The 20918-nt window shown below is 32.6% G+C and carries 22 protein-coding genes and 1 riboswitch; of the genes, 5 read left to right on the top strand and 17 right to left on the bottom strand.

What is annotated here, in order from left to right:
• Nucleotides 1–212, top strand: a 212-nt coding sequence (locus tag N3C_RS15210; RefSeq protein WP_207648615.1) for a hypothetical protein, incomplete at its 5' end; no start/stop codon positions are given.
• A gap of 4 nt (nucleotides 213–216) precedes the next feature.
• On the opposite strand, the gene glmM is transcribed toward N3C_RS15210, so the two are convergent.
• Entirely contained in the window at nucleotides 217–1566 is a 1350-nt protein-coding gene (gene glmM / locus N3C_RS08425; protein WP_074365591.1) for a phosphoglucosamine mutase, read from the bottom strand.
• Between the two features lie 196 nt (nucleotides 1567–1762).
• Here glmM and N3C_RS08420 point away from each other — a divergent pair, with 196 nt between their 5' ends.
• Nucleotides 1763–1942 (top strand): hypothetical protein, encoded by a 180-nt coding sequence (locus tag N3C_RS08420; protein ID WP_074365590.1) that lies wholly within the window; start codon nucleotides 1763–1765, stop codon nucleotides 1940–1942.
• 54 nt (nucleotides 1943–1996) lie between these two features.
• Here N3C_RS08420 and buk read toward each other — a convergent pair whose 3' ends face one another.
• The 5 genes from buk to cdaA all read right to left on the bottom strand — a co-directional run bounded on the left by buk (nucleotide 1997) and on the right by cdaA (nucleotide 7970).
• Entirely contained in the window at nucleotides 1997–3067 is a 1071-nt protein-coding gene (gene buk, locus N3C_RS08415) for a butyrate kinase (protein ID WP_074365589.1), read from the bottom strand.
• A 24-nt stretch (nucleotides 3068–3091) separates the two neighbouring features.
• The gene (ptb, locus tag N3C_RS08410) at nucleotides 3092–3997 is read right to left on the bottom strand and encodes a phosphate butyryltransferase (protein ID WP_074365588.1); all 906 of its coding nucleotides are present in this window, start codon (nucleotides 3995–3997) and stop codon (nucleotides 3092–3094) included.
• Between the two features lie 199 nt (nucleotides 3998–4196).
• Nucleotides 4197–5798: an NAD(P)/FAD-dependent oxidoreductase gene (locus tag N3C_RS08405; RefSeq protein WP_074365587.1), complete on the bottom strand. Its 1602-nt coding sequence runs from the start codon at nucleotides 5796–5798 to the stop codon at nucleotides 4197–4199.
• Between the two features lie 46 nt (nucleotides 5799–5844).
• On the bottom strand, nucleotides 5845–7146 hold the full coding sequence (locus tag N3C_RS08400) for a CdaR family protein (RefSeq protein WP_074365586.1): 1302 nt from the start codon (nucleotides 7144–7146) through the stop codon (nucleotides 5845–5847).
• A complete protein-coding gene (gene cdaA / locus N3C_RS08395) occupies nucleotides 7107–7970 on the bottom strand; it encodes a diadenylate cyclase CdaA (protein WP_074365585.1) in 864 nt (287 codons plus the stop codon). The genes N3C_RS08400 and cdaA overlap by 40 nt, the downstream gene beginning before the upstream one ends.
• Before the next feature lie 249 nt (nucleotides 7971–8219).
• Here cdaA and N3C_RS08390 point away from each other — a divergent pair, with 249 nt between their 5' ends.
• Entirely contained in the window at nucleotides 8220–9263 is a 1044-nt protein-coding gene (locus N3C_RS08390; RefSeq protein WP_207648614.1) for a hypothetical protein, read from the top strand.
• Nucleotides 9264–9302: 39 nt separating this feature from the next.
• A riboswitch (cyclic di-AMP (ydaO/yuaA leader) is annotated at nucleotides 9303–9443 on the top strand.
• Nucleotides 9443–9973: a cell wall hydrolase gene (locus N3C_RS08385; protein ID WP_074365583.1), complete on the top strand. Its 531-nt coding sequence runs from the start codon at nucleotides 9443–9445 to the stop codon at nucleotides 9971–9973. Its footprint overlaps the riboswitch before it by 1 nt.
• A gap of 83 nt (nucleotides 9974–10056) precedes the next feature.
• Here N3C_RS08385 and N3C_RS08380 read toward each other — a convergent pair whose 3' ends face one another.
• The 8 genes from N3C_RS08380 to N3C_RS08345 form a co-directional block, all read right to left on the bottom strand.
• Nucleotides 10057–10917: an NAD(P)/FAD-dependent oxidoreductase gene (locus tag N3C_RS08380; protein WP_074365582.1), complete on the bottom strand. Its 861-nt coding sequence runs from the start codon at nucleotides 10915–10917 to the stop codon at nucleotides 10057–10059.
• A 12-nt stretch (nucleotides 10918–10929) separates the two neighbouring features.
• Nucleotides 10930–11244 (bottom strand): thioredoxin, encoded by a 315-nt coding sequence (gene trxA, locus N3C_RS08375; protein WP_074365581.1) that lies wholly within the window; start codon nucleotides 11242–11244, stop codon nucleotides 10930–10932.
• Between the two features lie 94 nt (nucleotides 11245–11338).
• On the bottom strand, nucleotides 11339–12511 hold the full coding sequence (iadA, locus tag N3C_RS08370; RefSeq protein WP_074365580.1) for a beta-aspartyl-peptidase: 1173 nt from the start codon (nucleotides 12509–12511) through the stop codon (nucleotides 11339–11341).
• Between the two features lie 63 nt (nucleotides 12512–12574).
• Nucleotides 12575–13849 (bottom strand): tetratricopeptide repeat protein, encoded by a 1275-nt coding sequence (locus N3C_RS08365; RefSeq protein WP_074365579.1) that lies wholly within the window; start codon nucleotides 13847–13849, stop codon nucleotides 12575–12577.
• Between the two features lie 116 nt (nucleotides 13850–13965).
• Complete coding sequence (locus N3C_RS08360) at nucleotides 13966–15432, bottom strand: DUF4652 domain-containing protein (protein ID WP_074365578.1); 1467 nt, start codon at nucleotides 15430–15432, stop codon at nucleotides 13966–13968.
• A complete protein-coding gene (locus tag N3C_RS08355; RefSeq protein WP_074365577.1) occupies nucleotides 15429–15983 on the bottom strand; it encodes an RNA polymerase sigma factor in 555 nt (184 codons plus the stop codon). Before N3C_RS08355 ends, N3C_RS08360 begins: the two co-directional genes overlap by 4 nt.
• A gap of 129 nt (nucleotides 15984–16112) precedes the next feature.
• On the bottom strand, nucleotides 16113–16994 hold the full coding sequence (locus N3C_RS08350; protein WP_083604481.1) for a YitT family protein: 882 nt from the start codon (nucleotides 16992–16994) through the stop codon (nucleotides 16113–16115).
• Nucleotides 16995–17196: 202 nt separating this feature from the next.
• Entirely contained in the window at nucleotides 17197–17892 is a 696-nt protein-coding gene (locus N3C_RS08345; RefSeq protein WP_074365576.1) for a TPR end-of-group domain-containing protein, read from the bottom strand.
• Nucleotides 17893–18100: 208 nt separating this feature from the next.
• Here N3C_RS08345 and N3C_RS08340 point away from each other — a divergent pair, with 208 nt between their 5' ends.
• Nucleotides 18101–18511: a hypothetical protein gene (locus N3C_RS08340; protein ID WP_074365575.1), complete on the top strand. Its 411-nt coding sequence runs from the start codon at nucleotides 18101–18103 to the stop codon at nucleotides 18509–18511.
• Between the two features lie 135 nt (nucleotides 18512–18646).
• On the opposite strand, the gene N3C_RS08335 is transcribed toward N3C_RS08340, so the two are convergent.
• The 3 genes from N3C_RS08335 to cwlD form a co-directional block, all read right to left on the bottom strand.
• Entirely contained in the window at nucleotides 18647–19174 is a 528-nt protein-coding gene (locus N3C_RS08335) for a Fe-S-containing hydro-lyase (protein ID WP_074365574.1), read from the bottom strand.
• A 13-nt stretch (nucleotides 19175–19187) separates the two neighbouring features.
• The gene (locus N3C_RS08330; protein WP_074365573.1) at nucleotides 19188–20030 is read right to left on the bottom strand and encodes a fumarate hydratase; all 843 of its coding nucleotides are present in this window, start codon (nucleotides 20028–20030) and stop codon (nucleotides 19188–19190) included.
• A gap of 180 nt (nucleotides 20031–20210) precedes the next feature.
• Complete coding sequence (gene cwlD, locus N3C_RS08325; protein ID WP_074365572.1) at nucleotides 20211–20909, bottom strand: N-acetylmuramoyl-L-alanine amidase CwlD; 699 nt, start codon at nucleotides 20907–20909, stop codon at nucleotides 20211–20213.
• Nucleotides 20910–20918: the final 9 nt, after the last annotated feature.

Raw genomic sequence — 20918 nt, 5'->3', positions numbered from 1 at the left:
TTTATATAATATACGAAGGTCAACAAAAAAAATATGAAAATATTGCTTATTATTATGAACAACTGTTAACTTTTACTAGCAAATTATCTTTTATAAATTCTCTTCAGCCTTTTATTTATATAAAGCAAAAGTGGCCAAAAGCCACCTCTGCTGTTAAGATATTGATTCAAATATTGATTGAAAAGACTCTATACTTCATTTATAAAGTATAGAAAATTACTTATTTGCTTTAGCCTCGATAAGTTTTGCAAGATCGTGGGCCATTTTATCTATTTCCTCTTGGTTTTCACCTTCTAACATAACTCTAACTAAAGGTTCTGTACCGGAAGGTCTTATTAATACTCTTCCGCATCCCTTTAAAGCTTCTTCGATTCTCTTTATTTCTTCAACTATTTCAACGTCAGTTTCATAGATATTTTTCATGTGGTTTGGTATTCTTGCATTAACTAATACTTGAGGTAATTCCTTCATCATAGATGCTAGCTCAGATAAAGTTTTTCCACTCTTTTTAACAATAGCTGCCATCTGAAGTCCAGTTACCAAACCATCACCGGTAGTATTATAGTCAAGGAATATGATATGACCGGACTGTTCTCCTCCAAGCTTGTAGCCATACTTTACCATTTCTTCTAGCACATATCTATCTCCAACCTTAGTTTTAACAGTTCTAATACCTTCCTTTTGCATAGCAATATCTAGGCCTAGGTTGCTCATAACAGTAACTACTAGAGCATTATCATTCAATCTTCCCTGCTGCTTTAAATATTTAGCTGCAATAGCCATCATAAAGTCACCATGTACTAGATTGCCATTCTCATCTACAGCAAGACAGCGGTCTGCATCACCATCGAAAGCTAGTCCTATATCACAATTTTTTCTTACAACATAGTCCATAAGCTCTTCTGGATGAGTAGAGCCGCATTTTTTATTTATATTTATACCATCTGGGTCGTTATTTATAACTACAACCTCTGCTCCAAGGCTTCTAAAAGTTTCTACCGCTGCAACATAAGCAGCTCCGTTGGCACAATCTAAAGCTATCTTCAAACCTTTTAAATTAATATCGATAGTTGATTTAGCATAGTCTATATAATCTATAAGAGCACTATCCTCTACAATTTTTCTTCCAAGGTCTGCTCCTGTCGGTGAAGGTACTCCTTCAAAATTACTTTCTATAACACTTTGAATTCTATCCTCTAACTCATCTGACAGTTTATAGCCATTACCATTAAAGAATTTTATGCCATTATATTCTACAGGATTATGGGAAGCAGATATCATTACCCCTGCATCAGCCTTATATTTTCTAGTAAGATATGCAATGGCGGGAGTTGGTACTACTCCTACACAAACTGCTTCTGCTCCTACAGATAATATACCAGCTACTAAAGCAGACTCAAGCATATCGCAGGATATTCTTGTATCTTTACCTACTAAAATCTTTGGCTTATGGGTACCTTCTGTCAAAACAAAAGCTCCTGCTCTACCTAAATTATAGGCTAGCTCCGCAGTAAGCTCTGAGTTTGCTATTCCTCTTACACCATCGGTTCCAAACATTCTACTCATATTTATTACCCCTCTTTATCATGTTAGTTATAGCCTTTAAATTAACCGTAATTTTTTCACATAATCATTATATCACAAATTTGCAGAAGCGCTATAGATTACGGCTGTAATTGCTGCCATTAGATTGTCTATCTAACATGGATAAAGTAATAATTTTTAGGCAAACTATTTATAAAAGTATAAGGAGGGGATATTATTGATACGAGAAATAATAGGTGCTACTTCTTTAGCTTCAATGCTTATGCCTAACAAGAGTAAAAAGAGAAAAATGATGCCTAGCATAAGTAAAACTGCAGCAGTTGTAGGTCTTAGTGTTGGTGCATATGTAGCTTATAAAAATCAAATGAATAAACAGGATAACTCCTCACATATTTAGCTTTAAAAAAGGACAGTCACTCTGACCTTATTAGATCAGGACTGTCCTATATATTTATTGATAAATTTTAGCTTCTTCTTCTCCTGATAGTACTCTAATAGCACCTTGAGCTAGGGCTAAAAGTTCATCTTCTCCTGGATATACTACTACTGGAGCTATGAATGATACTCTTTCCTTTATTGGATCAACCATTGGTTTTCCATAAGCTATACCTCCAGTTATAATGATTGCATCAACCTGTCCGCTAAGTACTGCTGCACAAGCACCTATTTCTTTAGCAGTTTGATAAGCCATAGCCTCGTATAAAAGCTTTGCCTTTGGATCACCAGCTAAAGCTGCATTTTCTACTTCTAGAGCATTGTTTGTACCAAGATAAGCTACAAAACCGCCCTTTCCAGTAATCTTCTTTTTCATTTCTTCATATGTATACTTTCCGCTATAGCATAGTTTTACTAGATCTCCTACAGGAACTCCACCACTTCTCTCTGGTGAGAAAGGACCTTCTCCATCTAAAGCGTTATTTACATCAACAATTCTTCCCTTTCTGTGAGCACCTACAGAAACTCCGCCACCTAAATGAGCTACTATAACATTGATATCTTCATACTTCTTACCATTTTCCTTAGCATATCTCTTAGCTACAGCCTTTTGGTTTAAAGCATGGAAAATACTAGTTCTTTCTATTTCAGGAATACCTGAAATTCTAGCCACATCATCCAATTCGTCTACTACAACTGGATCAACGATATAAGCAGGTATATTTAGATCCTTAGCTATTTCGTTAGCAATAAGTGCTCCAAGATTGGAAGCATGTTGTCCTCTAACCTCTGCTCTTAAATCTTCTAGCATTCTATCATTAACTGTGTATGTTCCACCTTCTATAGGCTTTAGAAGTCCGCCTCTTCCTACAACAGCACTTAATTCCTTAATGTCAAAATTCTTTTCCTTAAGTACTTGTAATATAGTATCTTTTCTAAATTCAAATTGATCTACTACAGAGTTGAATTTTTCTATTTCTTCAGTTGCATGTCTTATAGTCTCTACAAAAATTGGATTTTCATCTTCATATACTCCAATTTTTGTGGAAGTTGATCCTGGGTTAATTATTAAAAGTTTATAGGCCATTTTTACGCCTCCCTTTCTTAAATATTATTTATTATTTGCTACTAAAGCTGCTAAAGCTATGGAATAAGTTTTAGTTTCAAAACTGTCTGCTCTAGAAGTTAGAATAACTGGTGCTGCTGCTCCTACTAGCAATCCTCCGTTTCTAGAATCAGAAGTATATGTTAAGGTCTTATACATTATGTTAGCCGCTTCAATATTTGGAAGAAGTAAGATATCTGCCTTTCCAGCAACAGGTCCGCCTACGTTTTTATGTTTAGCAGCCTCTTCTGAAAGAGCATTGTCTAAAGCTAAAGGCCCATCAACTATGCATCCTTTTATTTGTCCTCTGTCATTCATCTTAGCAAGAAGTGATGCATCTATTGTAGCTGGCATATCTGGGTTAACCACTTCAACAGCACATACCGGAGCAACCTTTGGAAGTTCAAGGCCAACTGCATGAGCAACCTTAACTGCATTATTTATCATATCAACCTTAGCTTTTAAATCTGGATACATATTAAAGGCTGCATCTGTTAAGAATATCAATCTGTCTATGCCCTTTATTTCAAATACTGAAACGTGAGAAATTAACTTTCCAGTTCTAAGCCCAACCTCTTTATTTAATACAGCTCTTAAAAAACTTGCTGTATCTATAAGGCCCTTCATAACCATATCAGCGTCGCCTTTTGAAGTTAATTCCACAGCCTTAAGTGCCGCCTTTGCAGCATTAGTTTCATGAATAATTTCGTACTTTGATAGATCCATGTCTATTTTATTTGCTATTTCTTTAATAGCCTCCTGGTCACCTACCAATATAGCTTCTGCAATACCTTGTTCCTGAGCTGCCTTTATAGCTTCTAATACTGGTTCATCCTGAGCCACAGCCACTGCAACCTTTTTAACTCGTCCACTTTTAACCTTGGCTAATAAATCATCAAAATTCTTTACCATTATGTATTCCTCCTAATAAAAATAATTTTCCCTCTAGAACCCCATAAGCTTTGTTAACTTTTCTACAATGTATATTAAAATAATTGAATTTAATATAGCAACTACATTAGTAATTAAAGTTGAATATCGATGTTTTATAATCAAACCTTTGATTATATTTTAACAAATAAATAAAGGAATATAGGAATTGTCAGAATTATCAGACCAAGTTATTATAATTTTTTATAATTTCTTCTGCTATTCTAAGGCCATCCACTGCAGCGGATATAATTCCACCGGCATATCCTGCACCTTCTCCAGTAGGATATAGGCCCCTGGTAGAAATACTTTCTCCTTTTTCATTCCTGTCAATTCTCACCGGTGCCGAAGTTCTAGTTTCTATACCAGTAAGCACTGCATCTTCCATGGCAAAGCCTTTAATTTTTTTATCAAATTGATCTAAACCTACCTTTAACATATCTACCACATATTTAGGCAAGCATTTATCTAACTTAGCAAAATTCCATCCCGGTCTATAGGAAGGAGTTACTCTACCTAACTTCTTACTGTCCTCCCCCTTTATAAAGTCTCCAACTAATTGTATAGGTGCCTCATAATTACCACCACCAACCTTAAAGGCTAAGGTTTCATAATATCTTTGAAACTCCATTCCCCTTAAAGGAGAATTTCCTTCAAAATCCTGTGGAGCTACAGATACTACCAAGGCAGAATTAGCATTTTCCTTGTCCCTTTTCCTGTAACTCATGCCGTTAGTTACTAGCCTGTTAATCTCAGAGGCTGCAGCTACCACTTCTCCTCCAGGACACATGCAAAAACTATAAACAGACCTATTTAATCCTTTATCGGTGTACGCCACCCTATAATCTGCGGCTCTTAATTTAGGATGTTTAGCATACTTGCCATACTGTGCTTCATCGATAAAATCCTGAGGATGTTCAATTCTAACTCCTATAGAGAAAGGTTTAGGTGACAAAAATATCCCCTTATTATAAAGCATTTCATAAGTATCTCTAGAACTGTGACCTATAGCTAAAATGAGAACCTCACAAGGAACTTCATTGCCATTTACTTTAATAGCCTTTATCTTATTATCCTGCAAAATAATATCCTCTAATTTGCTATTAAAATGTACCTCTCCCCCTAGAGCCCTAATCTCCTCTCTAATATTCTTTACCACTGTTTTTAATATATCTGTTCCTACATGGGGCTTTCCACTGTAGGCTATATCCTCTGGTGCTCCAGCCTTAACAAACTCCTGTAATACAAAATCACATCTCTTATCTTTTATTCTAGTTGTCAGCTTACCATCAGAAAAGGTTCCAGCTCCTCCTTCACCAAACTGTACATTACTTTCTGTATTAAGCTCTCCACTTTTCCAAAAGTGTTCTACAGTTTTAGTTCTAGAATCTACATCTTCTCCTCGTTCAAAAATCACAGGTTTATATCCTTTTCTTGCTAAAAGTAGACCTGCAAAAATACCTGCAGGTCCCATTCCTACTATTACTGGCCTATGTAATAACTTTTTGCTGCCCATTGTTAAAGGTTCATTAGGCTCTTCCACTTGTAGTATTATATCGTTACTTTTACATCTATTAACTAACTTCTCTTCCATATTACAGCTTAATTCTACGGAATAGTTAAATTTAATATTGTCTTTTTTTCTAGCATCAATTGATTCCCTAAGAATCTTAAAGTTCTTTATTTCCTTCTTAGAAATTTTTAATTTCTTTGCTGCTTTATCTATTAGCAAACTTATATCCTCTTCTAAAGCTAGTGAAAGATTGTTTATTCTTATTGTCATATGTTCCTCCATGCTATTTTATATATGCAAATTTTTAATTAGCTGTTTATTGACTTGCTTGAATTCCATTACCCATATTTCTCTCATTACCTTCATCCATTGTTCTATTATTTGAATCAGTTGATTCCATTGACGTATCCCTTTGAGTCTTTTCTATTGTAACTTTAACAGTTTTGGGTGAATAGGATTCAATTGTAATTCCCTTAGGTGCTATTACCTTTACCTGTAAAGAAGGATATGTACCTTCTAAAAGATCTTTTAAATCTACAGTACAGGTAATATCCTCTGCTTTAAATTTATTTATAGCAGTCTCAGCACCTGATATTACAAAGGAAACTTTTTCATAATCCGATATAAACTTCAACCCTCCTGCTAAATTAGTAAAATTAATAGATAGAGACACGTTTTTTTGCTCAATCTTTTCTACCGCTATTTTTACTGCAACTGTGTCGCTACCAGATATAGTAGTAACTTTATCCAATACTAACTTAGCTTCCACGCTTTTATCTTCACTTATATCTGATAAATCTATTGCTTCTGTTTTAATTTCATTGATAGTTTCAAGTACCTTTTCATCTCCAGCTATTTCTATAGTACTAGGATCTGCCTCAATACTTTTTAAAATCCCCCCATTAGCTATAGTACCTGTAGTTTCGACCTTTACAGCTACTTTTTTCGTTTTTTTCACTGGTACTACCACATTTACCGTCTTAGGCTCAACCGTTACATATTTAACCTCTCTTCCTGCTTCATCATAAGGCTGTAGTGGTAAATTAAGTTCTTCATCCTTGCTTATATTTTCAAGATTTGTAGCTACCTCCACATATGAAACATTTTGCACATATTGCTCCGGTCCTTTTACCATTACCTTTTGAGGGGTTATAATAGGTTTTGAAGCTGTATAACCAGACTTGGCTGTTACTGAAATATTATCTCTTACAGCAACACTTTTTTCTATCAAACGATCCAAATTCACATCTATACTAAGATTATCCTTATCTACTACATCTATATTTTTAGGAATTCGTGAAACATATACTGGAATCCTATTAACTCCTTCTGTAAGATTAACTTGTGCAAAATCCGCTTTTAAGATTATATCATCTTCATTTAAATAGCTTAACTCCAGCATGGGACCTTGTACTCTTACAGAAATTTTAAAATCCTCATTCGGTAGTATAGCCAATTTAGACTTTTCTATTACATCTGTATTCTCCATAACTACTTTAAGGGTTATTCTCTTATCTCTTATTGGATTCTTGGTATTTGCTACATAAAGCCAAAAGATAAAGGAAGCTATAACACAAATCACTTTGATAATAATTTGGTTGTCCTTTTTGTTATCCACAGCTTCACCTTCTCTCTTATGGTTCTTTTTCTATTTGTTTGTCTCCTTTTCATAATTCTTATGAGTATATCCTTTAGCCTATCCTTATCATAGTTTCGAGTAAGCTTTCCATTAACAGAAAGAGATATGGTTCCTGTTTCTTCAGAAACTATTACCACTAAGGCATCGGATATCTCTGTAAGGCCTAAGGCCGCTCTATGTCTAGTTCCAAGCTTCTTATTTATATCTGTATTAGATGTCAACGGCAATACACAGCCCGCTGCCAAAATTCTATCATTACGTATAATAGTCGCTCCATCATGGAGTGGGGTGTTGACTACAAATATATTTTCTAGCAAAGCTGCGGATATAATAGCATCTATTTCGGTACCTGATGCAATTACATCATTTAAGCCAGTTTTTTGCTCTATAGCAATTAGGGCTCCAGTCTTTGATTTTGACAAATTATCTACCGCATTAACTAACTCCGTAACCACCTTGTCCATAACTTTATCATCTTCTAATAAAAGATGCCTCTCTGTAAAAGCCGTCCTTCCTAAATGCTCTAAAGCCCTTCTTATTTCAGGTTGGAATATAATAACAATAGATAGCACTCCAATGGTTAATGTTTCATTTAAAATTAGATTCAGCATTGTAAGATTCAACAAATCGCTTATAGGAATTAATATAATAATAAAAATTATACCTTTTATAAGCTGCATAGCTCTTGTTTCATTTAAAAGAGTATATCCCTTATAAAATATATAAGATATAACTACGATATCTAATATAGCAAATAAATCTATACTTTTTACGGTATATAGTAGCATCTTCAAAAATTCCAAACCTTGTCACCCCGAATTCTAATCTCATTATCAATTATACACTATTATTCAACTTCAATGTACCAGGAATTTAATTACCTCTACATATTTTATTATTTTTTACACGCCTGTCCTATTCTAGAGATAAGCAAGTATAATTTACAGTAATTTACGGTGAGTAATTTAAAAATCTATGATAGAATATATTGTATTAATTCACACTAATTTATAGCAGAAATTAAACCCTAGATATAAATATTAGAAAGGAACGTGTATATCTTGAAACCAAAAAAGAAAAAGATAAATAAAACAATGCTAACTATTATTATAACCATTTCTTCAGCATTAATACTAGCTACTGTATTTTTTGCTACATATTTTATTTTCATTGATAAAAGTTTAAATAAATATGAAAAGAACATGAGTAGTTTAATCTCTCAAATTAACTCTATAAATAAAAGTTCCAACCAATTGTTAGATAATAATGATATTAATTTAGAATTAGCAAAAGAAAAACTTCCATCTATGATGAAGGAGCTAGATATTATTAGAAATAAAGCCGAAGCGGAAATTCCGGGGGATAAATTTAAGCTTCAACATACAAGCCTAATTGAAGGCTTAAAGAGTAATAGGATAATGTATATGCAAATTTTAAACATCATTAATTCTCCTAACAGCAATGATTTAAAAGAATACTTTGCTAACTTTGAAAAATATAGAGATGACTGTGAAAACTACTACAGTGAGTTTTCTGTGAATTCCCTATCCCCCTCTGTAGAAAATGAAGCTAAGAACTTTATAAAAGCCTTTACTATTTACAGCAATGAGCTAATTAACACTCAGGAAGAAGCATTAGCTAAATTACAAGAAGATACTGCTTTTGCAAATTTCTTAGATTCCATAATAGAAAGGTTTGTACCTATTAATACTAACTTCTCCCTTGAATTAAGTGAAGTTCGTAATAGCACTGGTGACTACGATAAAGTTATAGAATTAGCAAATAAATATAATAATATTAATAATGATCTACAAAAGGAAATTCTCAACTTAAGTTCTGTTCCTCAAAGCGCTATAGCTTTAAGGGATGATTATATCAGACTTAGCAATTATTATAATTCCTTTATACAAAGCTTTATAACCGCTATAAATGAAGAAATGAACTTGATTTCATCTACAGAAAATAATAAAACAATTTCAGAGGAGCAATTAAAGAAAATTTATTCTGATTCAGATAATAAATTTTTAAGCCTTCAAGACAAATATAACAGCATCGTTAAAGACTATAACACTTTTAAAGAAAAAATTTCAGAATAAATTTTAGAGTTTTATGTATTATTTTTTTAAAGTTGGTAACAATACCATTAGCCTAAATTTTACGGCATAATTTGCTTTAAAATGCGGAGGAACCAAGTTATGGGGTGAATCACCATCTGGTGTAGGTTATACCTTTTCCGAACCCGTCAGCTAACTTCGCAGGCAAAAGGAGGTATTGTATGAAAAGAAAATTCTTTTTAGGCTTTACAGTTTTTTTATTAATGTCTATTTTATTTCAGGTTAGACTAGTAGTATGTCAGGCTGATGTTAAAACTGTATATAACAAATCTAACGATAAAAAGCAACAAATGTTTAATTATAAAAATAAGCAAGTTTATCTTAGTGATGATGATATTTACTTAATATCTCAAGTAATATGTGCTGAAAGTGCCGGAGAACCCTTTGAAGGAAAGGTAGCAGTGGCTTCAGTAATTCTTAACAGGTTAATACACCCTGAGTTTCCTGACACCGTTGAAGGTGTGATCAAACAAAAGAGCGCCTTTTCTTGTGTAAAAAATGGTGTTATAAAAGTAAAACCTACAGATGAATGTTATAAAGCCCTATACACTGCACTAAAAGGAAATGATCCTACAAATGAAGCAGTATTCTTCTATAATCCTGACATTGCTACTTCTAAATGGATGATAAATGTAAAGAAAAGTAATGTAAAGCCTATTGGAAATCACGTTTTTTTTGTAGTAAACAAATAGTTGTTTCTAATGACTATTAATATAAATAAACATTCTTTTAAAAGGGAAAAGGGGTGCAATTTATGCACCCCTGAATTTCATAATCATTTTTTTGAATCAATATAAGCAACAGCGCTCATAGCTGCAATCAATCCCTCTCCTGCAGCCTTTATGTACTGATATGGCCTTCCTACACAATCTCCCGCAGCGAAGCAACCTTGAAGATTGGTTTGCATACTCCTATCAACCTTTATATGTTCATCTTCTATTTCCAATCCTGGAACTAACTGTCCTGGAGAAATGCTATCTTTTAAAACAAAAACAGCATCGGTAGTAATGGTATTACTCTTAAGCAAAAGTTCCTTAACCCTATCTTCTCCTCTAATTTCTAAGGGCTTATCCTTTACTATTTCTATACCCTCTCTCAAATTTACTGGATCATTATACATAGGCACATAATATAGTTTTCCTGCTAACTCACTGACATAATTTGCTTCCTTCTCTGCTTTCTTATTGTAACCGATAATAGTTACAACCTTACCACGATAGAGAGGCGCATCACAGGTAGCACAATAACCTACACCCTTACCTAATAGCTCAAGCTCACCTTTTAAAGGCTTGGCATAGGCCATACCTGTAGCAATAATAATTGTCTTAGCCTCATAAATCTTTTCATTAGCCATAAGAGCATAATAATCTCCCATGGCATATACAGCATTAATTCTTTCTTCTGTTATTTCTATGTCCATAGCCTTAATGTGCTCTTGGAATCTTTCCTTCAAGCTTTCACCGCTAATGTCATAAAAGCCTAAATAATTGTTTATTTTAGGCGCTTTAACCAACTTATTGCTCAAGTCCTTATATCCAAAAATAATTATGTCTTTGTTTCGAATTTTAGCATTAATGGCAGCGGATAGTCCTGCTGGGCCACTGCCTACTATAGCTATATCATATCTTCTATTCAAGGTTACACCTCTTTATACATACTTTTCAATAACAACCTTTAATTCCTGTTTTGGTCTAAATCCCACAAGAGTATCTACTACATTACCATTCTTAAATACTAATAAAGTTGGAATACTTGCAATTTTATATTTATTAGAAATTGATGGGTTATCATCCACATTAACCTTTCCAAATTTAATTTTATCCCCTAACTCTGAATCAAGTTCTTCAAAAATAGGAGCTAGCATTTTGCAAGGTCCACACCAAGATGCCCAAAAATCTACTACTGCAATTCCATCATAATTTTCAACTTCTTCCACAAAATTGTTATCTGTAAATTCTCTCATTTTCTTATCCCTCCAAACATTATATACCCCTTACAGGTATAAAATAATTATATAATTTTATACACTTATCTGTCAACATACCCTAAAAGGATTGTTACTCTTCAAAAGTTCCCTTAACTAAGAGCTTGCCATTAACCATAAAAGCTTTTCCCTTGGCAAAAACATCCCTTACTTCTAAAGTTTCCTTATCAACTAACACTAAATCTGCATCTTTTTCTGATTCTATTCTACCTTTCTTTTTAAACTTAAAATTATCTGCTACATTTGATGTAATGACTTTTAAAGCCTCTTCTAAGTCAACTCCATATTTTAAAACCGCTTCCTTAACCTCTTCATACAAGGATTTTACTGAGCCTACACCTAAGCCTTTAAAATGCCCTTTTTCATCGAATATTGGTAAACTTCCTTGTCCATCAGAAGTAAATTGGATTTTGGATATATCTACTCCCTTATCTAATAATATTTTTAATCCTTCAGCAGCCCTAACTTCAGTATCCTCCAGATGATCAACATCAAAACTTGTTGTTAAATCTATAATCCCACCAAGTTCTGTATACTTTACTCCCATATTAAGAATATCTTTAGAACGATTGATATGGGTGGGAATAACTTGGGTAGCTGGTATGTCTGTTTCCTTTAGCATCTTCATGAGATAAGACAACGCCTCTCGTCCATTACCAATGTGCAAGTTTACCACACCAGCTTTTCCAGATATTAAACCTGCTACTCTAGCTTCTGCTACCACCTTTAAAAATTCCTCATAGCTAGGTTGAGAAGACCTATTATCAGATAAGGCTATTTCTCCAATACCAATTACCTTTTCTATTAATATAATATCCTCACTAGACTTTCCCGTTATGGATACAGCAGGTAGTTGATAAGAACCAGTAAAAATATAAGCACTAATTCCATCTTCTTCAAGACCATAAGCCTTTGCTAGTAAAGTTTTTAAATTTCTAGTTATACCATCTGTACCAAGACAACCTACTACCGTTGTAATACCAGCAGAAATTAACTGTGAAAGCTGTATTTCTGGAGTTCTAGTATTAAAACCTCCCTCTCCTCCAGCACCTATAATATGGACATGGGAATCTATAAACCCTGGAAACATTAGCTTTCCTTCTCCATCAATAACTTCAAGTCCAGGAAAAGCTTCTGGTATATCTAAGCTATCATATACTCCTTCAATTAATGGCCCTGCTATTACCACATATTTTTTACCAATATACTCTGGTGCATATACTTCTGCATTTTTTATTATTTTCAATAAGCATCACCCCGGTAATATTATTTACCTATACATAGGCTTAAATTCAAGCATAGTGAAAACTTATTTTGAATTTAATACCTTTTGTACTATACTGTTATTATAAATTGTATTTTTAAATCTCTCTCTAATTTGGTTGGCGTATTCTTTTGCCTTATTTATGTCTGTATCCTTATATAAAAGAACCAGTTTATATAAGGCCTCACCTTCATAATTTTTCTTAACATCCAATGATATATATTTTTCAAAATAATTTATAGCCTTATCAACTTCATTTAACTCTTTATAGCAATTAGCCATCATGTATATTGTACTCTCATAGAAATAATGTTTTTCTCCAAAGGGCTCTACTTTAGCATACTGTTCAACAGCCTCTTTATATTGGTTCTTAGTATGGAAATCTCTAGCCTTTGTATAAAAATACTCCACTCCCTTTTTCTCCATAATGGCTTTAGCTTGATTATAATAAGTCTTATCTTCTTCCTCAAGATCTTCTATCTTATAGCTAGTTAAAATTCTATAGAGGGTATTATAATCCTTATTTTTTATAGCAACATTTAATTCTTCAGTAGGAAAAGCAATTTTCTCTACCTTCTTTGAATCTTCTTCTTGCTTAGAACTATTTTTCTCAGCAGTATTTTCTAATTGCTTACTACTTTCTAGCTGATTATTATCTGACTCCTTTTTATCACTGACCTTAATAGCACTATCAGTATTCTTTTTAACCTTATTATCTATATCTAATTTAGGTACAATAATTAATAAAGCTACCGCTACTACAGCAAATGAACTTAGTATAAAAGCTAATCTTTTATAGTTAGGCTTATTTTCTATAACTCTATAATCCACTAATAGCTTTCTATTTTCTTTGGCTACTTCATTATTTTTATCAACTTCCAACACTTTATCAATACAAGCCTTTGCTTCTTCAAATTGACCTAAATGTATATAGACATCTGTTAAAGCATTATGTACTGCTATAAGGTTAAAATCGCTTTTCTTACATTCTAAAAGTAAGTCCAGAGCTTCTTTAAATTTCATTTGCTCTATTAAGCTCTCACTTTCCTTATACATCAATAGCCTTTGCTCATCATCTTTTAAGCTTTCAAGATACTTCTTGGCAACTTCGTCCTTATTATAGTCCTTATTTAGCCTCCATAAACCTTTAGCCTCAGACATATTGCCCTTTATATACATAAGTAATCCCTTTAAATTAATAGCTGCTGCATTCTTTAGGCTGCTAGAAATTCCTTTTTCGCATAAATATAAAGCCTTCTCTAAATCTCCACTATAATATTTTGCCAAAGCCTTTTTATAGTAATTCGCACTTTTTTTCATTATATCACCAATTTTTCATTACTTTTTATATTAATAATAAGGCTTTTAAAGGAAAAAATAAAGAGGTATATATCCTCTTTATTTCTAAAATAGTCGTTATGCATATTAAGTTAATTTTAATTTTGTGGTAACCTTTCTATATCTGTAATAATTAGATTACCTTTTTCATTCTTCTGCACACATATGGATAAGAAATTTGCTCCAGTCTTATACAAATTACTCTCTTCTTTCATATCCATAATAGTTTCTACATAATACATACTAGTTGAGTCTTCTCCAGCACTATTAGAAACATTAATAACCCTAACTAAGTACATACTTTGAACTTGTAATAAATTTAAATAAGCCTCTTCCTTTAATAGATCTTGTGAAAACATTGAACTCATAGATTCATACTTCTTCTCATTAATAGACTTTTTAAGTTGCTCTAAGCTTTTTATAAATATATCATTATTATCTACATAGTTATTTCCTGCAGACTTTGAAGCTTCATTTTGCACTGAGCTAGAATAATCTATTTTATCGTTATATAACTCATTGAAAACTATACTTCTAAATTCTTCTTTATAGTTAATAATCTTATCATCATATAGTATTACCCTTAAATTAATTTTATCATTATCTCTAATAGCTTCTACTACTTGTTTCTTACTATCTAAGGAGTATTTCCAATATATATTTACAGCTTTACCTGTAAAAGCATTTAGTAAAATCACATCTCCCCCTAAGGTTTCACGACCTTGCCCGTATCCAAATATAACCATCAAATTCTCATTATCATACCAGCTAACCTTCATAGGTGTGAATTGCTTAGTTTCGTTATTAGCAAGACTTAACTTCCACATCTGTGATGTACTTTTGTTAATAAAAACAAGCTTACCAATGCCCTGTTCTGTACCATTATCTCCTCTTCCTTCTATAGCAACCTTCAAAGCTTTGTCTGGAGACTCAACCCAATCAGTAGCAAATTCCAAATTCTCATTTACCTCTAAATCCACTCTTGTAAACTTAGGAACATAAATTTTATTAGACTCCAAAAGCTTTTTCATTTCTTTCTTATCTATCTCCAATTCATCATCCATAATCATGCTTTCTTGAGACCCTATATTTCCTGCTGAACTATTATTTACCATACCCACTGATGTTGGATTTTGATCATTATTTGCTATAAGCATTTTGTCATCATTATTATTTGACACTAACATTCCACTTTCTGATGAACTACTGGATGTATATTTATTAGCAATATGAGGAGTTATTAACACAGTCATTAATAAAACTGCCGCAGTGGAAATAATCTGTATTTGAAACTTTTTTATACCGTATTTTACCTTACTAATTGGACTTTTACTATATTTATTTTTATCTATATTTTTCATAATATCTGATCTGCAACTATTGAAGCTTATTTCATCTGTGTCTAATGCCATACTAAAGGCTAGTTCTATGGCCTTTTCTTCTTCAAATCTCTGTTTGCAAGAATTACACTCATTCATATGCTTCTCCATCGCCTCACTCATATCATACATAATGCTGTTTTCCATAAATTCTGGTAGTTTTCTCATAAAGGTTTTGCAGTTCATACTCTCCACCTCTTTTCTTTAACCTTTGAATACTCTTTAAACTTATCTCTTATTTTGTAATATCTTCTCTTTACAGCAGATTCACTCATGTTTAGTATTTCTGCAATATCATAGAAGGTAAGTTCTTGAGTATACCTCAGAATAATTAATTGTCTATCTAAAGGACTTAACTCATTTATGTAATCCTTTACCATCTTCTTAGTTTCGTTATATTCTGCAAATTGCTCCGGTGATATTTCATTACTGGATACTTCCTTAATATCTTCTAAATTTGATTCATATACCCTTTTATATTTTCTTATGTAGTCAATGCATTTATTTCTAGCGATTTGAAGTATCCAATTAGAAAACTTATAGTTAGAATTATACATATATAGCTTATTATATACAGTTATAAACACCTCCTGAGTTATATCTTCAGAGGCTTCTTTATCATGAATCATATTATAAACAAACTTTATTATCTGCATTTCATACTTATTGACCAATATATTAAAGCTATCTAAATTCCCGTTAAGGACTTCTTTTACTAGTCTTATATCTTCATCCATTAAATATCCACCTCTTCTATTGCGGTTATACTATATATACGATTCATGTTATAATAAGTCACAGTTTTCATAAATTTCTTTAATATAAAATTCTCTAAGGATCATTACTATAATTTTAAAAACCTAATCTTAAATAGGATGTTCGAATCCCTTTCCCTGTACTTCTGCAGCATCTAGTATGGACATAAATGCTCCTTCATCACACTTTTCTACAATTTGCTTTAATCTTGGAATTTGAGGCGTTGATAAAACACAGTATATCACCGTCTTATCAGCCTTTGAGTATCCTCCTTTTGCCCTTACTACAGTAGCACTTCGTCTAAGGTCATTAGTAATCTTTTCAATAATCAATTCTTCTTTATTAGTAACTATAAAAACCAAATTCTTTTTATTAAAGCCTTTAATAACTTTGTCTATGACAGAGGTGGATATGTACATAGAAATAAATGTATATATAGCTCGATCTAATCCAAAAAAGATGGCCCCAAAAGATATAATTACCACATTTATAGCAAATGAAGCCTTACCAATGTTAAAGTTGTTCTTTTTTCTAACCATCATAGCTACTATGTCTGTACCACCTAATGAACCATGGTACTTAAAAATATTACCTATTGCAAAACCACCAATTACACCATGACATATACTAGCTAATAATAGATCATTAATTGTATAACACTTAGATATCCCCTTAGTTAAAATCATTAATACAGCCTGCGCTATAGTTCCAAGAGCAGTTAAAGCAGTAAACTCCTTAGGTAGCTTTTTATAGCTTAATATAAAAAGTGGAATATTTAAAATAATAATGAAATATCCAGCATTTATACCAGTAATATATTGTAAAATCAAGGCTATTCCTGATACTCCTCCGCTTAAGAAGTGATTGGGTACTACGAAAAGATTAAGGGACAAGGAAAATAAAAGACTTGATAATAATATTAGTAAAGATCGTTTCAAATAGATTCCATATTTCAATTTTATTTCAGATTGATTTTCATTACTCTCTAACATTAGTTGAGGCCTCCTTCTTTTGTGCATTCTTATAGTATTCTTTAATTAAAAATATTATCTAAAAATATAAATAAGCAAAGTTTTTTACTAGGTATAGGTCTTTTAATATTTTTCTCTCTTTCTATGCAATTATGTGCTTACAGCAAAGCAAAACACCCTCCTTCATACTAGCTTTATCTGCTAGTTGAAAAAGGATGCTAATTTACTCATTAATTTCTAAACCTGAAAGATTCTCGTCCTGCTTAGCTCTTTCAACTAAAGCCTTATCTAAGGCTACCGCTGCTTTTAAATATTCTGTGGCCTTATCTCTTTCTCCTTTTCTGGCTTGTATAACCGCTATACCATAGTTACTCAAGGCTTTTAGCTTATCTTCCTTGCAAGAGCTTAAGACCTTTTCATACCACTGTAAAGCATTATCATAATCAAAAGATATTTCATATGCTAAAGCCATATTATACATAGCATAGGCATAACTTGGATTTATCTCTAAAGCCCTTTCAATTTCATCAAAGCCGTTGGATTTTTTATCATAACAAAGAGCTATTCCCTTAATGGCATAAGCCCTGTAATTTTTATTATCCTCCGCTAAAACTTCCTCCGCCAACTGAACAGCCTCTTTGTAGCTTCTATTATTAAAAAGTTCTTGAGCCTGATTGCATTTTTCATCTAAGGCCTTTACTTTCTCTTCAGCCTCTTTTATCTCCTGCTTTTGCTGCTCTAATTCAGCTTCTTTCTGCTTCTTTATTTCCTCAGCCTCTTTTAATTTCTGCTCATATTCAACCCTAATCCGCTCTTCATTTATTTTATTTTTTTTATGACTCCTATAACTATAATAAATCCCAACCGCAGCAATTGCAATAAATAATATTGTTATTAATACAGAAGAAATTTTTTTCACTCTTTCTCCTCCTTATTCAGTATTTAAATATATTCCTATGTTATTAAATCTAGAACCGTTAAAACATACTATTAAAACCTTATAGTTTTAAACTTTTTATATAAAAAATATATGATTAATCTTTCATCAACATTAACCTCCATGCATATTATATAAGGAGGCTTATGGTCTCATAAATTCAAATATAATAAAAATCAAGGAGGATACAATGGCAGAGTTAACTATATCGATGTCAGAAGCAGTTTCCATCCTACAAAGCACTCTTTCTAAAAATTCTGACAATATAAAAAAGGTGGAACTCTTTGATAAAAATAAAATTCGACTTACGGTGTCCATTTCTAAACTATTACCAGATGTTTTGGTAACACTGTCCTACAAAACCTTTGAAAAGGGATTAATGAAATTTGATGTAAGCAGCAAATATCCTTCTAAAATGTTACAACCTTTCGTAAATAACCTTGATCTAGAAGATATAGATGATGATATATTCTCTTTGTCTGATAATGAGCTTTCTGTAAATATTAAAGATTTAATGAAACATTATGCTAAAGATTTTGAAGTTAACGATGTTAAATTTAATAATAATGTCTTCACCTTTGTAGTATCTTTTAAAAAATAATTCCTTTAATCATATACAGGATTTTTCTCATATTAACTGAGAAAAATCCTTTTTATACTATAACTCACCAATTTCTCCCCATTCCTACAACTTCATGACACACTTTTCAACATTAAGCATTCTTAATCAAGTTCATTATCTACTATATATGGAATTTCCTCTGCAATCAATAGCTACGATAGCAGGAAAATTTTCAACTTGTAACTCCATGATAGCCTCCGTCCCTAATTCTTCATAGGCTACCACCTTTGCAGACTTAATACTTTTAGCTATTAAGGCTCCTGCACCACCAATAGCAGCAAAATAAACAGCTTTATTTTTAACCATAGATTTTATGACCGATTCATTTCTTTGGCCTTTACCTATCATGCCCCTAAGACCTAAATCTAATAAACTTGGTGCATAGGCATCCATTCTTCCACTTGTAGTAGGACCTGCTGAACCAATTACTTGTCCCGGTTTTGCCGGTGTAGCACCTACATAGTATATTATGCTATCCTCAAGTTTAATTGGCAACTCCTTACCTTGTGCTAATAGTTCTGTCATTTTCTTATGGGCCGCATCTCTTGCAGTATAAATGTAACCATTAATGTATACCCTATCACCACAATTAAGCCCCTCTACCGCTTCTCTTACTAAAGGAGTATTTATAACTTTATACACTTTATCCCCCTCCTTATATTTCCCTTTCCAAATGTCTAGTTGCATGACAGTTTATATTTACTGCCACCGGTAGCCCTGCAATGTGGGTAGGAAAAGTTTCAATGTTAACAGCTAAGGCCGTAGTTTTTCCTCCAAAACCTTGAGGCCCTATGTTGCTTTCATTTATAACTTCCAACACTTCTTTTTCAAGATCTGCATAATAAGGATTTTCGTTCCTTTGATTAATAGGTCTAAGCAAGGCCTTCTTAGCCAACAGTGCTGCTTTGTCAAAGGTTCCTCCTATACCTACTCCTACTACTACTGGAGGACATGGATTGGAACCTGCCTCCATTACAACTTTTAATATGAATTTCTTAACTCCTTCTATACCATCAGAAGGCTTCAACATTGCAATCTGACTCATATTTTCAGAACCAAAGCCCTTAGGAGCTATAGTAATCTTCAACTTATCTCCAGGCTTCACGTCATAATATATTATAGCTGGTGTATTATCTTTAGTATTTTCTCTAAATATAGGATCTTTCACTACAGACTTTCTTAAATATCCTTCTTGGTAGCCTCTTCTTACCCCTTCATTTATCGCTTCCTCTAAACTGCCCCCAGTTATATGAACATCTTGTCCAATTTCAACAAAAACACAGGCCATTCCAGTATCTTGGCACATGGGAACTTGCTCTTTCTTAGCAATCTCTGCATTTTCTAATATTTTAGATAATATATCCTTAGGCAGTAGCTCTTCTTCCTCCTCTAAAGCCTCTTCTAATCTACGATAAATATCTCCCGATAAGTTATAGTTAGCCTCTATGCATAAATTCTTTACCGTTTCAATAATTTGAGAAATGTCTATTTCCCTCAATATGCCACCCCCAATAATCTTCTAAAAATCATTATACACAGATTCTATTACTTTTTCCATAGATTCTTAATTTATATAAGGACTAAGTCATTCTAATTTAGTCACTAACAATCAAAAAGCGATATATTTCCCAGGAAATATATCGCTTTTAGCATAATCAATCAAATTTCTATAAGACTATTATTGAGGATTTTTCTCAAAATACATATTAACTGTTCTAGCTATAGATTGAGCTAATTGCTGCTGATAACTATCACTTTTTAGCCTTTGAGCCTCAGCCTCGTTAGATAAAAATCCACATTCAATCATTATAGCAGGTATATCTGGAGGATTTCTCATAATTATAAAACTATCCTTAGCATCCTTTGCCATTCTTTTATTATTGGGATCTAGGTCTTCTTTCAAATTATTTTGCATCATTACTGCAAAGTTCTCACTTTTTTTATTAGAAGCATACCATACTTGAGCTCCATAATATTGACGCTGAGGAAAAGCATTTAGATGAATACTAATAAACATATCAGATTGACTTGTTCTAATAAGCTTTTGCCTATTATCTAAATCCTCTAACTTCCTTTTTCTAATGGTTCCTCCCTCACTGCTAAGACTTTTATCCTCCTCTCTTGACATTATAACCTTATACCCTTCTTTTACTAACAGATCCCTTACCTTTTTAGAGATAGTTAGATTTATATCCTTCTCTAAAGTTCCATCTTTAGCCACAGCTCCTCCATCTATTCCACCATGACCAGGATCTACTAGAATAGTCTTTTTTGAATTATCTGCTTTTATGTAAATAGGAGGGAAAAAGATCATGACAGCAAAAAACATTAACAGAAAGATATTACAAACTTTTATTATACTCTTTTTAATCTTCATAAAGGCCTA

Origin of the sequence: Clostridium sp. N3C, assembly GCF_900095445.1 — a bacterium.
Classification (GTDB): domain Bacteria; phylum Bacillota; class Clostridia; order Clostridiales; family Clostridiaceae; genus Clostridium_AU.
The sequence above is the reverse complement of the archived record's forward strand: the minus strand, read 5'-3'. Positions and strand labels throughout refer to the sequence as shown.

Coding starts and splice junctions, on each gene's coding strand:
- N3C_RS08405 (WP_074365587.1), bottom strand. CDS start 5,798: ATGACAATAAGAATAAACAATCTTTCACTAGCTTTAGAAGAGGATATA.
- N3C_RS08360 (WP_074365578.1), bottom strand. CDS start 15,432: ATGAACTGCAAAACCTTTATGAGAAAACTACCAGAATTTATGGAAAAC.
- glmM (WP_074365591.1), bottom strand. CDS start 1,566: ATGAGTAGAATGTTTGGAACCGATGGTGTAAGAGGAATAGCAAACTCA.
- N3C_RS08340 (WP_074365575.1), top strand. CDS start 18,101: ATGGCAGAGTTAACTATATCGATGTCAGAAGCAGTTTCCATCCTACAA.
- ptb (WP_074365588.1), bottom strand. CDS start 3,997: ATGGTAAAGAATTTTGATGATTTATTAGCCAAGGTTAAAAGTGGACGA.
- buk (WP_074365589.1), bottom strand. CDS start 3,067: ATGGCCTATAAACTTTTAATAATTAACCCAGGATCAACTTCCACAAAA.
- N3C_RS08385 (WP_074365583.1), top strand. CDS start 9,443: ATGAAAAGAAAATTCTTTTTAGGCTTTACAGTTTTTTTATTAATGTCT.
- N3C_RS08355 (WP_074365577.1), bottom strand. CDS start 15,983: ATGGATGAAGATATAAGACTAGTAAAAGAAGTCCTTAACGGGAATTTA.
- N3C_RS08365 (WP_074365579.1), bottom strand. CDS start 13,849: ATGAAAAAAAGTGCGAATTACTATAAAAAGGCTTTGGCAAAATATTAT.
- cwlD (WP_074365572.1), bottom strand. CDS start 20,909: ATGAAGATTAAAAAGAGTATAATAAAAGTTTGTAATATCTTTCTGTTA.
- trxA (WP_074365581.1), bottom strand. CDS start 11,244: ATGAGAGAATTTACAGATAACAATTTTGTGGAAGAAGTTGAAAATTAT.
- N3C_RS08350 (WP_083604481.1), bottom strand. CDS start 16,994: ATGTTAGAGAGTAATGAAAATCAATCTGAAATAAAATTGAAATATGGA.